Here is a 15,125-nt window from a genome sequence, read left to right on the forward strand (position 1 = left end):
GGATAAACCACCCAATGGCTCTTCCCGGAATACCGTCCTATCCACTACCGACACAGGACGCTTTGCCAACTGCACGTGCCCCGTGGGCATTTGCGCCCGAACGTGCGGCGCTCTTGATCCATGATATGCAGCGCTATTTCTGCGCGCCTTTCCCGCAAGACGTGTCGCCTCTGCCAAATGTCATCCAAAACATCGCAGCACTGGCAAGCGCCGCGCGGGCGCAAGGTATTCCCGTCTTTTACACCGCCCAAGAAGGCAATCAGCTACGTGCAGATCGCGGCTTGCAAGCAGACCTTTGGGGGCCGGGCATGTCACGCCGGGAAGAGCATCAACAGATCGTGCCGGAACTGACCCCGGCAGAAGATGACATCGTATTGGTCAAACATCGCTATAGCGCATTTCAACGGTCGAACCTCGAAACGCTGATGCGCGCGCGCGGTCGCGATCAGTTACTAATCACCGGAATTTATGCCCATATTGGATGCCTCGCAACTGCGGCCGAAGCATTCCAACGCGACATCGAACCCTTTGCGATTGCAGATGCACAGGCCGATTTCGATGGCGCACGGCACGAGATGGCTATGAACTGGGTCGCCGGCTGCTGTGGCGGCGTGGTTTCAACCCAAGATGTGCTGGCCAACATGCCAAAGGTCGCCGCATGCGCCTAACCGGATTCGAAGGCCGCGGTATCCTTGTTACTGGTGCGGCGGGCGGCATTGGGCAACGTGCCGTGGCCCTATTGCAAGACGCCGGAGCCAAGGTCGCCGCCACTGATACCGAGGCCGCGCTTAACGCGATCCCTGCGGATGAGCGTAGTCAATCAACCGAATGGATCCCCTGCGATCTACGCGATGCGCGCGCCGTCAATCAAATGGTCGCCCAAGCCGAAGCAGCGATTGGCCCGATCAGCCTTGGCCTACATACGGCCGGGGTTTTGGGCATGGGCGCCCTACTGGAAACCAGCCTAGAGGAATGGCAGCGCGTCCAAGACATCAACCTGAATGGTAGTTTTCACGTCATGCGGGCCCTTGGCAAACGCCTGATCACACAATCCAATGCCGCACTGGTCGTGGTCAGCTCTAACGCTGCTGGCATCCCACGGATGAATATGGGGGCCTATTGCGCGTCAAAGGCCGCGCTAACAATGCTCACACGGTGCCTTGGGCTTGAACTGGCGGAACACGGCGTGCGTTGTAACGTGATTGCCCCCGGTTCGACCCTGACACCGATGCAAACTGGCATGTGGCAAGACGACGAAGGCCCCAAGCGTGTCTTGGCGGGTGATCTAGAAAACTATCGCACTGGTATTCCGCTGGGCAAACTCGCCACCCCCGATGACATTGCCAAAGCCGCGATATTCCTGCTGTCTGAGGAAGCAGGCCACATTACAATGGCTGATCTATATATTGACGGCGGGGCAACGCTGCGCGCTTAGGCGGACAGCGCGACGGCGGTTAAAACCCCTGCCCGGCACGGGATCAAAATCGGCTGAATGGTACGGCCTGCCGACCATTCAGGTGATAGGTCATAGACCAGACGCAACTGGGGTTCGCACCCACCAGCCCAACATAGTTCTGCGGCATCGAAATCGAACCGTTTCTTGATCAAGGGGTTCAGCGCCTTGAATAGGCTCTCTTTGGCCGAAAAGGCCAAGGCGACCTGTAAGGGATCACATCCAAATTCATCTTGTTCGCTTTGCGTCAGCGCGACAGGCGCAATCTCTGCCGCGATATCTGTGTTTAGATGCTGTTCTATATCGATGCCGAGGCCGCTCCAATGCGCCAGGGCGCCTACCATCGCAACCGAGCAACCCCCGCAATGGCTTATCGAACCGCACAAACCATTGGGCCATTCAGGTGCCCCATCTGCCCCACGCCCAGCCAGACAGGACATTCCCGTTAGGTCCATCCCCGCAGCCGCCGCTGCACGCCGACCAGCATCATGTTGCGCTGCACGGCGTTCCCGCGCGCCGCCAGCGCAATCAGCAGATCGCATCGCAACCCGGCAAGTCGGCAACGCCGCGCGTAGTTGCCCAAGCGCGACCTGCCAATCATCATACACGGCCCGCGCCTTAGCCACCCTTGCGCGCATCAATCAACGCTGACCACGCATTCAAGGTCGGATCCTTGGCCAGATCTTCAAAGCTAACGGTGATCCCGTGCTCTTTCAGTTCACCCGCCAGTTTCATGACACGCAGTGAATCCAAACCATAAAAGATCAGGCTTTCACCCGGATCAATCGGGCCCTCGTCCTCGATTAGCGTCGCTACGCGGGCTTCCAACCAATCGAAATTGATTGCTTCAGTTGTGGTTACAGTCACGTTCATATCCTTCGTCATTGAGTTTCTAGAATTGTGTTGCGCAAAACGCGCTTGTTGATCTTGCCCACTGCCGTCAGCGGCATGGTTTCAACAAAGATAAACTTGTCAGGCAGTTTATATTCCGCGATCCCCAGCCCCATCAGATGGCGGCGTAATTCAACCGGGCGCAGCGGATTGCGCGTGACCAAAATCGCGCAACCACGTTCACCGAGACGATCATCAGGTTGCGCAACCAATGCCGCCTCAAGCACCTCTGGGTGGCGCAGTAGCAGACCTTCGACCTCTTCTGCGGCGATCTTTTCACCGCCACGATTGATCTGATCCTTCACGCGGCCAACCACACGCAAATACCCGTCCGCATCCCGCTGCACGAGGTCACCGCTGAAATAGAACCCTTCGGCATCAAAAGCGGATTTGTTATGTTCCGGGCTGCGGAAATAACCACGGAACGTATATGGCCCGCGCACCCATAGTTGACCGGGTTCACCAACCGCGCAGTCATAGCCGTCAGCGTTGCGTACCCGCACCTCGTCATCTTCTGAAATCGGGCGGCCTTGTGTGGTAAAGATGCGTTCCTCGGGGTCATCAAAGCGGGTGTAGTTCACCAGCCCTTCGGCCATGCCAAAGACCTGCTGCAGCTGACATCCCAACAACGCAGGCACCTGCCGCGCTAGCGCTTCGGCAAAGCTGGCACCGCCAACTTGCAACACCTCAAGGCTCTTGGAGGCGGGTGTACCTTCGCGTACTGCCTCGAGCCATAGCCCGACCGCAGAGGGCACCAGTGCCGCCATTGTCACACCGTGTTGTTCGATAATGCCAAAGCACAGGTTCGGGTCCGGATTATCGGCCATTACCACCGTGCCGCCCGCATAAAACACACCAAGAGCACCCGGTGAGCTCATCACATAGTTATGCGGTGCAGGCAGCGCGCATAGGAACCGGGTTTGCGGGGTCAATGCGCATATCTCGGCACTTGCGCGGATGGAATAATCATAATCGTTATGGGTGCGGGGGATCAGTTTTGGCGTGCCCGTACTGCCGCCTGAAAGCTGATAAAAAGCAACACCCGCAGGATCGCATTCAGGAAGGCTGGGCGCGTCCTGCGTAGCCGTCAACCATGCGGTCAAATCTTGGTCTGGGTCGCCATCACCCAGATAGATCACCTGCGCCAAAGTCGGTGCAATGTCGCGCAATTCCGACGCGAACGCGTCATCCTTGAACAGCGGATGGGTCCGCGCCGCAATCAACAAAGTCGGTTGCAGTTGTTCGACATAGGACCGCAACTCGAGCGCACGATGGTTGAACAATGCGTTCACTGGCATCACACCTGCTTTGAGCAGTGCAAAAAAGGTAATGTAGAATTCAGCGCAATTGGGCAGCTGAACCACCGCATGATCGCCGGGCTTTACACCCTTTGCCAACAAGCGACCCGCCAAGGCATCAGACATGCGATCAACCTCGGCATAGGTAAACGCACGATTACCACAAATAATCGCGGTGCTATCGGGGCTCAATGCCGCCCGATCGCGCAACCCATGCGTTAGAGGTTTGTCAATCCAATACCCTTTCTGCCGATACAGTTGCGCCAAATTTTCTGGCCAAGGGGTGAAATCAGTCATCTCATTTCCGGTTTTTCTCGATGCGACCTGTGCTCGCTTCGATTGTTAGCTTCGTCCAGTTTTGGCACCACATTTCGCAGGCGGCCATAAATATGTAACAATTTCAGCTTTATAGCGGCTCAACATACGACAGGTCATTTCCACAGGTTGACGAACACTAATACTTGAGTATTTATGTCTGGAATTGTCAACGGGTGAATGCAGATGTACGAACTTACCGCGATGCAGGCCGCCTGCTGGGTCAATGGACACGCCAAAGGCGAAGAAGGCACAGAACCCTCAGCGCATCTATATGTTGAACTCGAAACGACCAAAAACCATGCTGAAATCGATGGACCCCGGCTGTCCAAAGCTGTCGCCGCATTGGTCAAACGACACCCGCAATTGCGCCTTGCCGTCGATCCACAAGGGCAACCACGCGTCGTATCGCCCACGCCAGCGCATAACCTACATCGCAACGTGCTCCGGGGCTTGGACCCCTTGGGATGCGAGGCCGCACTAGCCCGTATTCGCGATGCCAAGACTCATCAGCGCCTCGCCCTTTCCGAAGGTGAAGCATGCGAGTTCACCCTGACCCAGCTCTCTGATGGGCGGCGTCGTTTGCACATCGACATTGATATGGTCGGCGCTGATCCTTCTTGTTTTCCGTATCTAATGGATGAACTGGCCATTCTATATGAAGACGGCCCAGATGCGCTGCCCGAACAGGGTGGCGATTTTGCCAAGTATCTTGATCAGCAACGTCGCGCGCCCGATTTGTCGGCGCGGACAAACGCCGCGCAACAGTGGTGGGCACAACAAATTCCAAAGTTACCGCCCGCACCAGCCTTGCCCAAACCAAAGATTTCTCCACGTGATCGCGGCACGAATACCGCACGCCTTGCGACGACCCTATCGGCCCAAGAATCCGATCAATTTTACAAGGTCGCCCGTGCATTGCGCGTCACGCCTTCGGCGCTGGCTCTTACGGTGTTTGGCACTGAACTGGCACGAGCCTGTGATCAAGACGCGCTGCGCCTAACCGTCCCAACATTTCATCGCCCTGACGCCGCATTGATCGGTGATTTTTCAGATTTCTCGCTCATCGGTGTTGGTAGCAAGGGAAGTCTGTCCGATGCGGCGACCCGCGTGCAAAGCGACCTGATAAACGCGGTAACACATGGAGCACGTCCCGGCCCGCAGCTTATGCGCGATCTTGCTCGTCATTTGGGCCAAGTGCCCGACGCGCCTGTCATATTTACCGCGGGGTTTGATCATCCGCTCGGCACGATTTTGCCCGAAAGGGCCGCTCGCAATTTCGGAGACCTGATCTATAGCGTATCGCAGGGCCCCGGTGTCGCGCTGGATGCACAAATCGCCAAGCTCGATGACAGAATTCTCATCAACTGGGACATCCGGCTGGACCTCGTTGATCAGGACTGGATCACCGCGCTGTTCGATAGGTTTGTCGCGCGGCTCCAATCGTTGGCCGACGAAAACCAGACTGCACTTTGCAGCCAGCCCCTTTCACAATTGCAACGCGCATATTTGATGGGCCGCGAGGAAGCACTTCCGCTGGGTGGAGTCGCTATGCAAGAGGTCCGGCTATTCCGTGGAAAGGCCAACCACGCGCAAATAAAAACGCGGCTCTCTGAGTTGACCACTGCCTACCCCGCGCTGCGCACACAGATTGATGCGCCGCGCCTGTCGCTGTCATTCGCAGCCGACGTGCAACCCGTCCTGCGCACCATCGACCTCAGCACCGCGCAAGACGCCCAAGCCGATCTTGACCACTGGTGGAATGAATTTGCGCATATCGCGCGACCGCTAGACGCCCCCCTGTGGGAGGTCTGCATCATTCAGATGCCAGATGGTCAGGACGATGCCGTCGCGGTGAAGTTTGACGCGCTTGCCCTTGATGGACCAGCTATCGCGCAGGTCTGCGCACAATTGTTCAACAGCGATCCTATCACCCAGCAAGAACCACCCAAACCGCGCCATGCCGCCCCGGCGCCTGCGCGCCTCGTCGATCAGCGATATTGGGAAAAGGCGCTCCAATCGGTCGAAAGCGCCCCACGACTGCCGTGGAAGACCCCATTGCACCACATCAAATCATCTCGTTATTGCAGGGTCACACAACACATCAGCGCAGACCAAAAACGTGCTCTGCGCCGCGCGGGCGCCCAAGACAAGCTATTCATCAATAGTCTGCTCAGCTTTGTCGCGCTCGAAGTGCTGGCGCGGTTTACGACCGATATGCGTATCTGCGTTGGGCTACCAACAGCGCCTGCATTGGATGACGCCGGGTTGGGCAATCGGTCTTCGTTCATCGTCGTTGATCACGATGCGACTGATGGCACGGCAACCGAACGTGCCGCCCGCCTACAGACCCAAGTCATGGAAGGGCTGTCGCATATGGGCTATGCCGATGTCGATCTTGCGCGGCATCTGTTGGCAAAAACCCAAGAGCCCCTCGCGCTGCCGGTTGTTTTGACCAATGGGCTCAACTGGGCCAGCCAGAACCCTGATACACCAATGCGAGAGGTCGCAACACAAACCCAGACGCCTCAGGTCGCGCTGGATATTCGGCTAATGAATGCACCAGATGGCGGCATCGAAATCGCCGCCGATTATGCTCAGGCCGCGCTAAACCGTGATACCGTGACGGCGATGCTGGACGCGATGGTTTCGGTGATCGACCACATCTGCAACCAGACCGCCCTATCGCTGCCCTTCCCCATTGTTCCTGCAAAACTGCCGGCACAGACCCCAGATATTCCTGATCCGGCACCGCATCTGGTTCAGATCGCGGAACATCTGCGCACAGGCACTGGGACCGCATTGATCCAAGGGGATCGCAGCATCAGCTATGCGGAACTACGCAAAACTGTCGAAGCGCTGCTTGGCGGTTTTGTAGAACATGGGCTGACCGCAGGCGATGTCTTGGCCATCCACTTGCCCCGCAGCATTGAACATATTGCACTGCAAATCGCGGCCTCTTGTGCTGGGCTTATCTGGGTGCCACTTGATGCCGCCGCCCCGCAAGAAAGACGCGACTATCAACTGCAACGCTGCGCGCCAAAACTTGTCATTTCAATGGATGACATCGCCGATTGGCCAACCGTTACGCCAAATGATTTGCCAGCCGCACGTGTACCCCTGCCCTCGGACACGGAACTGCGCCAACGTAGTCTGACCCAAGATCCGAGCTATTATCTGTTCACCTCGGGCACGACCGGTGCGCCCAAATGCGTTGTTCTGAACAACCGTGCAACTGCCAATGTCTTGGATCAAACCCTGCGCCAATGGGATGTCGACGCAAATGACGTCCTGATGTCGGCAACCCCGCTTCACCACGATATGTCGTTGTTTGACATCTTTGGTGCGCTCAGCGCGGGAGCAACACTGGTCATGCCCGAGATCGGTCAGGACAAAGACGCGATGGAATGGGCCCAAATTGTCGCCCGCCATAAGGTCACGATTTGGGTATCGGTCCCTGCGATCCTCGAAATGCTGCTGGACTGCGCGCGCCCGGAACAATTGCAGACGCTTCGGATTTTCGCGCAGGGTGGCGATTATATCAAACCTACGCAAATTGCGCGTCTACGCAGTTTGCGCCCCGATGCGCGGCTGGTATCACTTGGTGGGCCAACAGAAACAACCATCTGGAGCATCTGGCACGAGATCACCGATGAAACTGGTGCAATCCCCTATGGGCGGCCGTTGGATGGCGCGGAATACGTCATCTGCAATTCCAATGGGGAACCCTGCCCGCCCGGCGTTGTGGGGCGCATTCATACGTTGGGCGATTGCCTGTCGCTTGGCTACCTCGCTAACAGTGAAATCATCTCAACGGATTTTGTCACGCTGCAGGACGGCAAGGGCGGGTTACGCCGTGCGTTCCGTACCGGCGATCTGGGACAATGGACTGATGATGGAACGATACTGTTCGCTGGCAGAGTCGGCGGCTACGTCAAAGTGCGCGGCGTCCGCGTGTCCTTGGGCGAAATCGAAACTGTCCTTGGTGAACATTCTGATCTGCGACAAGCGATGATCGTCGATCTACAATCTGACGATGGACGCGAGACCACGATTGCCGCCATTTGCGTCGCCCAAGATGGTGCCAATATCACCACCGCCGCGCTGCGCAGCTACATGCGCGATCGGCTACCCCAATCGCATCTGCCAGATCGGTTCCTGCTGGTGCCCACATTGCCACTTTCGGCCAATGGTAAATTTGACCGTGGCGCAGCAAGACGGATGCTGCGCGACAGTCCCAAGGCATCGCCTAAACCGCAAAACAATGATGTCGACCCCAGCTTGGTCACCGGCGTTCTGGACATCTACCTAAAACACATCGGCACGACCGGCCCAGCCGATGCTGACAGCCCGCTGATGCAGCTTGGATTACGTCCAAAACACCTTGTTCTCATCGCAGGTGATCTCAACCAAAACTTTGGTTGCAAGCTAAGCCCCGCCCAATTGATCGGCGCGCGCACCGCACGCCAGGCTGCTGCCTTGATCACCAAACAGCCCGCTCTTTCAGCCACATAAGGCAAAGGAAATCTGATGTCTTCCAACCCTCCGACTGCGCCGTGGCTTGCCCTCACGCTGGCCCAATATGATTTTTGGGAAGAATTTAAACTGCACCCGGATCGGCCGCTTTCAACGGTCGCGCATTGCACAACAATCAGCGGCCCATTGAACGAAGACGCAATGCGCATAGCGTTGCAGCAGCTTGCGCAGGAAACAGATGTACTGGCATTGCGGTTTCGCGATGGGCCAGACGGGCCGCGCCAGCAGATTGATCCGGCCCGCATACCAACGGTGCAGTTTCACGACCTCACAAAAGAACCCGACCCTACCTCAGCCGCTCGCCAAATGATGGAAGCCGATATTGCCGTGCCGATTGATCTGGAGAACGACCAGATTTCGGCTCTCTGGCTGCTGAAAACTGACGCGGATGTCTGGCAATTTTATTTGCGCGGGCATCATATCATGCTGGACGGTTACGGTGTGTCGCTGATCGAACGCAGGACTGCAGCGCTTTACGCCCAAGAGATTGGTGCAACGCCAGAACTCGGGGCATTTCAACCATTCCCGCGCTACCTCGAAGAGGAAGACACCTATCGCGCTGGCAAACATCACACCCGCGACCAGGAATATTGGGCACAACATCTGGCGGATGGTCCCGCATTGACCATTCTTGAAAAAGACGATGAAGACTATGGCTGCACCGCCCTATCGGGCGCACCCGATCTACCTGCGTCATTGCCCGCGCTCTTGCGTGAAACTGCGGCGCGGTACGATATGGGTTGGCCCGATTTGCTCACACTACTGACTGCGGCTTGGGTCACGCGTGAACTCAAACCCACGCAAGAAGGCCTTCCGATTTGGTTGCCTTATATGAGCCGCTTTGGCAGCGTCAGCGCCGAGATCCCCGCGCTCGTTGTGAATATCCTGCCGCTCTTGGTGAATACCGAGGCGAATGAAACCTTGGGCGCGTTCCTTTCGCGCGTGGGCAAAGATTTTCGAAAATTGCGCCGTTATGGTCGTTATCGGGTGGAACAGCTTGCTGCAGATCAGGGCCTGCAAGAAGGCCAGCGGTTCTATTTTTCGCCACTGATCAATGTCATCCCCTTTGATTCACCCACCTTTATCAACTGCACCGCCACCCGCGAAGTGCTCGCCGCTGGTCCCGGTGATGGGTTCAATTTGACTTGGGGCGGCGCGTCAGATGCCCAAGGGCTAAAGCTATGGATCGACGCAGACCCCGCATCAAAAGATGAATTCAACGCAGCAAGCGCGGGCCTCGTGCCGTTTATCTTGCGTGCATGTGAACCGGGGGCGTTTGACCAAAATCTGGATGATTTGTTTCAGACAATCAGCACAGCGCCACCCAAACCCGCCCTAAAGAAATCAACCCCGAAACGGCCGATTGCTGGCCGGTTGGAGGGCGCATGAAACGCCGATCATTTCTGACCAGTGCGAGTGCGGCGGCAGGCATGAGCCTATTGCCACGCAGCACATGGGCGCAATCATCGTGGCCACGCAATATGACCAACGCTGACGGCTCGACAACCCAAATTCCGTCACAACCGCAACGAATACTGTCAACCTCGGTGACGTTATCGGGCAGCCTGCTGGCCATTGACGCGCCACTGATCGCGAGCGCGACAACTGTACGCGGCGACTATTTTGGCCAATGGCAGGATATCGCAACAGATCGCGGTGTCGAAAAGCTCTGGCGGGCTGGGGCGGTTGATCTGGAATCCGTTTGGGCCTTTGCCCCGGATCTGATCGTTGTCTCTGCAAGTGGGGCAGATTCAGCGCTGGCCCAACGCGCAGCCCTGTCGCAGGTCGCCCCAGTCATCGTATTGGATTACGGCGCTGTCGGCTGGCAGGAACTGGCGCTTCAACTTGGTCACGCGACGGGCCAAGAGGCCCACGCGCAAGCATTACTAGATGAATTCGCAACGACACTCGACACAACGCGCGCCCAACTCAACCTGCCGCAGGGGTTGACTAACATCATCAGCTACAATGGCCCCGGCGCACCAAATCCCATTGCGACTGCACATGGGGTTCATGGGCGCCTGCTCTCGGCGCTTGGCTTTACGCTCGAAGATCCACCGCGATCATGGCAAAGTGCGAATATACCGCCCGCCGCGGACTTTATCCGCGCAGCCTATGAACATCTGACCGAGCTGACCGCGCTAACGACCTTTGTTCTGGCAGGTACGGATGAAGATGCACAGCGCCTGATGAACGACCCCATCCTCAGCAATCTACCTTCCGTCAAGAACGGGCAGGTTTATGGGTTGGGGCGTAATTCGTTCCGCGTCGACTATTACAGTGCGTCGGAAATCGTTGCTGGTATCGCCGAACGCTTTGGCCGGAGCTGAGCATGACAATGCAACGCTGGCTTCTTTGGGCGGCTGTCCTTGGTGTTGTCATCAGCGCGGCCGCCAGCCTATTTGTCGGACCGCGTGACATTACGATGCAGACAACGCTGGCCGCGCTGACGGCCTTTGACCCCGGTGACGGGGCGCATTTGCTGGTACGCGACCAACGATTGCCGCGCGTCTTTTTGGCGCTGGTTGTGGGCGCAGGCCTGGGTGCTGCTGGTGCCGTGATGCAAACCCTAAGCCGTAATCCGCTGGCTGATCCGGGGTTGCTGGGTATTTCTGCCGGGGCAACGCTGGCGATTGTCTGTCTGATCGCAGCAACTGGACAAATCCACATCGGGGCATCGCTATGGGCTGGCGTATTGGGCGCGTCAGCAGGAGGCGTGACCGTGTTTTTCCTCGCTGGTATGAACCAATCGCACGACCCGATCCGGTTAGTTTTGGCAGGCGCTGCGCTGTCAATTGTCCTGATGACAGTGACCAAAGTCATCACGGTAAATGCCGAGGCCCAAGTGTTTGACCAATTCCGCCATTGGGCGGTTGGATCACTACAAGGACGCGGCTGGAATATACTTTGGCCCAGTATTGGTTTGACGGTGATCGGCGGGATCGCCGCAATCGCCTTGGCCCGCCCACTTGATGCGCTGGCGCTTGGGCAGGACTTTGGCCAAAGCCTTGGTGCCGATCCGCGCAAAATCTGGTTCGCGGCCGCATTTGTCGTCGTTGTCCTTTGCGGAACTGCAACCGCCGCCGCCGGACCGATCAGCTTTGTCGGGTTAGCCGCCCCGCATTTAGCACGCCATATTACGGGTCCAGCGCATTTCCCGCTTTTGCTCGTCTCAATGCTAATCGGTGCAGCGCTGGTCAGTTTCGCCAATCTATCTGGGCGACTGATCGACCCTGCCTCGCAAATCGACGTCGGCATTATGGCCGCGTTGATCGGAGGGCCCGTCTTTGTCGTCCTTGCGCGTCGGCTCAGATTGAATAGCCTATGACAGCAACAACACATATGACACTGCGCTGGAAAAAGTGGTCGCTGGTTATCGCCCGACGCGCGCTGTGGCTGAACGTAATCCTCTTAGGCCTTTTGTTCCTCGGTTCATATGTTGCGCTCACACTTGGGCGATTACCGATTGGCCCCAGCGAAATGTGGGAGGTCGCTCGCGGCACCCCACCAAGCCGGGCAATTGAACATGTGCTGATCAATATCCGCATACCGCGATTGCTGGTTACAATCGGGGCCGGGGCAGCCTTGGGAGCCTCTGGCGCAGTTTTTCAGGCCATTTCACGCAATCCACTGGGATCGCCGGATATCATCGGCTTTACCACTGGCGCGGCGACAGGTGCGCTTACTTGGATCATTGTCTTTGGTGGCAGCGGTGCAAATGTTGTGCTGGCCGCAATGATTGGGGCGCTCATCGCGGGTGGCGCAGTTTATTTCTTGGCGCGAAAACACGGCAAGGTCAGCGCATATCGGCTAGTTCTGACGGGGATTGGCGTTGGCGCTATTCTTCAGGCGATCAACGCGCTCTTGCTCGTAAAGGGCGATCTTGACCTCGCGATTTCGGCCAATCTGTGGCTCGCTGGTTCTGTGGACGGGCGCGACTGGGGGCATGTCTGGCCACTGTGGGCCGGGCTTATCGTGCTGTTCGGGCCGATGCTGTTGGGCATGCGTCCGCTGGCGATGATGGAAATGGGCGATGACCTCGCCGGACCATTGGGGGTCGCTGTTGAACAAACCCGCCGCTGGATGCTCTTGGCCGCCCTATTGCTTGCCGCGCTTGCAACCAGCGCAACCGGACCCATCGCATTTGTCGCATTGGCCGCGCCACAACTAGCCCGCAAATTGGGGCGTTCCGGCACGCAACCTTTGGTCGGGGCAACTCTGGTTGGGGCCTGCCTGATGCTCGCCGCCGACCTGCTCACGCGGGTCGCTCCATTTGCGATCACCTTGCCCATCGGCCAAGTTACAGGGATCATTGGTGGGCTATATTTGATCTGGCTACTGGCGGGATATCAACGACAGCGAGCGGGGCTGTAATCCTGACAAATTTACTTGACATTGCTGACCCCCTGCCATTGTTTACACGCGCCAGATCTGCCCGTCATGACAGGGTCTCCAGCCATATTGCGACCCCCTTCGGAACCAGCAGGAACACCCCATGACAAGCCATAACCCGCTTCCAGATACCCAAATTGGCGTGCGTCCAGCTACGGATACCGAAACTGGCATTTGGTTCGAACACCATCAAACGGAAAACGGCCTTGCGCCGCTGGTCGATCTTGTCGCGCTGCCCGATGGCACCGAAGCTGGCGAGATTGCAAACACGTTTGTCGGGTTGGTCGCCGCGAATCCAGAGCTGGCACGCACATACCAATTTGACGATGCCGGTGAACTTTGGGTGCAACCTGCCAAGACGACAAATGGGCTGCATATCCGTTGGGCTGCTGATCCCGCAGATGCCGGAAAGGTGGCATCAGAAATCGCCGCAAAACCGTGGGACTTGGCGACACAAGGACCAGTAAGCCTTGGCGTGATCCTATCGGGTAAGACCGTTCACCTTGCGCTCATCCGGCATCCGATTGCGGCTGAATTGATCGACGGCAAAACACTCTTTGCGCAATTGGCCCCCCAAGCGACCGCAGTCGCGACGCAAACGCAAAACGATCCAATAACCCAAACTATTCTCAACGAATTCCAGCTCGCGCTTGATGCGCCAGATATGATCGCCGACAGCGATTTTTTCGATTTTGGCGGCCACTCATTGGTGGCAACGCGGGTCATTGGACGGCTCGCGTCAAAACACGGAATTGAACTGCGGTTCAATGACCTGTTTGCACACGCAACCGCGGCATCTTTGGCAAAGATTGCGCATTACGAGGCCCCGGAAACCGATCAGCCCGCCGACGATTGGGCCGCTGTGACACCCGGAGCTTTGCCCGAAAAATACGAAACGCGCTCACGCATTCCGCTCTCTCTTGCGCAGGCGTCATTGTGGAAAATCTACGCGGCCTTGGGCTTTGGGCCGATGTTCAACATTCCATTTGTCCTGCGGTTTCTTGATCCCGTCGATGAAACAATCTTTGCCGCTGCATTTCGCGACATTCTAGAGCGCCACCCCGCCTTGCGTAGCCGCTTTTACGCCGATGGCGACACCGTCGAACAAGAATGCGTACCAATGGCCGAAGTTGACCAGCTTCAATGGTTCTGGCCATCTGAGGCGGTCCAAGACCCCAATCCGATCTTGGCCAAAGAGGCAGGATACACCTTTGATCTGGCGACAGAGCTGCCGATACGTTTGCGATTTATTCAAGGGGAAGACGGGCAGCTCCTATCGTTCCTGTTCCACCATATCGTGCTGGATGAATGGTCGGTGAACCTGATGATGGATGACTTGGCACGGGCCTACGCGGCGCGCGCAATCGGCCAAGCTCCCACATGGGACCAACCCATTGCGCCCTTTCATGCATTCGCACGCAAACAATCCGAGGCCGGTTTTGACCAAGCTGCCTTGGACTATTGGACCGACGCCCTAAAGAACGCATCTGACCCGCGCCCCATTCGGGCGGCCGATGCCGCACCTCTGGCCGTTTCTGAGAGCCATGCCGCCGACGGCGGGTGGACCGAAATTGCGCTCGAGCAATCTGTGACGGACGCACTTTATCGGTTGTCCAAAGATTGCTCTGCATCGCTGTTCAACACGGTATATGCCGCGATTTCTGTGGCGTTGCAGCGGCTCGCCGGGCTGGACGATTTGACCATCGGAACGTCAGCATCCGGACGAACGGACCCAGATTATTTCGACACCGTCGGTTACTTTACCACGGTCACAGCCCATAGCTTACGAGCACCGGACCACCTGACCCCACGCGAACTAATTGGGAATGTCCGTGACATGATCAACGGCTCACTGCCCTATTGCGAAATTCCAATCGACCTTGTCGAAGAGGCGCTAACCAACGGCCAAGCCCCATTGGGAGAACATATGTTCGAGGTCTTTATTCAAATTCACGCGCAGAACAAATTAAACGGCACGCTTGAAGGTCCGGATCAGACGATCCGGTTTAGGCAGGTTGACCCTGACAAGAATGAATCCGTGCTTGGCCTGCAATTCGAGGTGGTCGAAGACGTCATCGAAGGGCAGAAACAACTGCGCGTGATGATGAGCTACCGCACCGCACATTACGGCCCAGAGGATGTCACTGCATTGACCCGTGCTGTTCAAAACAGCTGTGCTGCCTTTGCCGGGCAGGATGCGGTGGACCGCCCTCTCGCGCAGCTATTGCCCTAGATTTCAA

At 57.2% G+C, this 15,125-nt stretch carries 11 protein-coding genes; 8 read left to right on the top strand and 3 right to left on the bottom strand.

Going from position 1 to position 15,125, the window contains the following annotated elements:
* Nucleotides 1-14: 14 nt before the first annotated feature.
* Nucleotides 15-668: an isochorismatase family protein gene (locus TW80_RS14500; protein WP_045998131.1), complete on the top strand. Its 654-nt coding sequence runs from the start codon at nucleotides 15-17 to the stop codon at nucleotides 666-668.
* A complete protein-coding gene (locus TW80_RS14505) occupies nucleotides 659-1,435 on the top strand; it encodes a 2,3-dihydro-2,3-dihydroxybenzoate dehydrogenase (RefSeq protein WP_045998132.1) in 777 nt (258 codons plus the stop codon). The genes TW80_RS14500 and TW80_RS14505 overlap by 10 nt, the downstream gene beginning before the upstream one ends.
* Here TW80_RS14505 and TW80_RS14510 read toward each other — a convergent pair.
* From TW80_RS14510 to TW80_RS14520, 3 genes are read right to left on the bottom strand one after another with little or no spacing between them, the layout of a single operon-like run.
* A complete protein-coding gene (locus TW80_RS14510) occupies nucleotides 1,432-2,061 on the bottom strand; it encodes a 4'-phosphopantetheinyl transferase family protein (protein WP_162197183.1) in 630 nt (209 codons plus the stop codon). The two genes, TW80_RS14505 and TW80_RS14510, sit on opposite strands and share 4 nt — an antisense overlap.
* A gap of 10 nt (nucleotides 2,062-2,071) precedes the next feature.
* Nucleotides 2,072-2,320, bottom strand: a complete 249-nt coding sequence (locus TW80_RS14515) for a phosphopantetheine-binding protein (RefSeq protein ID WP_239450559.1) — start codon at nucleotides 2,318-2,320, stop codon at nucleotides 2,072-2,074.
* A 14-nt stretch (nucleotides 2,321-2,334) separates the two neighbouring features.
* Nucleotides 2,335-3,939, bottom strand: coding sequence for a (2,3-dihydroxybenzoyl)adenylate synthase (locus TW80_RS14520; protein ID WP_045998133.1), 1,605 nt, complete (start codon nucleotides 3,937-3,939; stop codon nucleotides 2,335-2,337).
* A 204-nt stretch (nucleotides 3,940-4,143) separates the two neighbouring features.
* On the opposite strand from TW80_RS14520, the gene TW80_RS14525 reads away from it, so the two are divergent.
* From TW80_RS14525 to TW80_RS14550, 6 genes are all read left to right on the top strand, one after another.
* Nucleotides 4,144-8,472, top strand: coding sequence for an amino acid adenylation domain-containing protein (locus TW80_RS14525; protein ID WP_045998134.1), 4,329 nt, complete (start codon nucleotides 4,144-4,146; stop codon nucleotides 8,470-8,472).
* Between the two features lie 15 nt (nucleotides 8,473-8,487).
* Nucleotides 8,488-9,882: a condensation domain-containing protein gene (locus tag TW80_RS14530; protein WP_052701007.1), complete on the top strand. Its 1,395-nt coding sequence runs from the start codon at nucleotides 8,488-8,490 to the stop codon at nucleotides 9,880-9,882.
* On the top strand, nucleotides 9,879-10,823 hold the full coding sequence (gene fepB, locus TW80_RS14535; RefSeq protein ID WP_052701008.1) for a Fe2+-enterobactin ABC transporter substrate-binding protein: 945 nt from the start codon (nucleotides 9,879-9,881) through the stop codon (nucleotides 10,821-10,823). The genes TW80_RS14530 and fepB overlap by 4 nt, the downstream gene beginning before the upstream one ends.
* Before the next feature lie 2 nt (nucleotides 10,824-10,825).
* A complete protein-coding gene (locus TW80_RS14540; protein ID WP_045998135.1) occupies nucleotides 10,826-11,821 on the top strand; it encodes a FecCD family ABC transporter permease in 996 nt (331 codons plus the stop codon).
* Complete coding sequence (locus tag TW80_RS14545) at nucleotides 11,818-12,867, top strand: FecCD family ABC transporter permease (protein WP_045998136.1); 1,050 nt, start codon at nucleotides 11,818-11,820, stop codon at nucleotides 12,865-12,867. The genes TW80_RS14540 and TW80_RS14545 overlap by 4 nt, the downstream gene beginning before the upstream one ends.
* Before the next feature lie 121 nt (nucleotides 12,868-12,988).
* Nucleotides 12,989-15,118 carry a condensation domain-containing protein gene (locus tag TW80_RS14550; protein ID WP_052701009.1) on the top strand — a complete coding sequence of 710 codons (2,130 nt, stop codon included), beginning with the start codon at nucleotides 12,989-12,991 and terminating at the stop codon, nucleotides 15,116-15,118.
* Nucleotides 15,119-15,125 lie beyond the last annotated feature (7 nt).

This window comes from Loktanella sp. S4079 (genome assembly GCF_000967725.1).
GTDB lineage: Bacteria > Pseudomonadota > Alphaproteobacteria > Rhodobacterales > Rhodobacteraceae > Yoonia.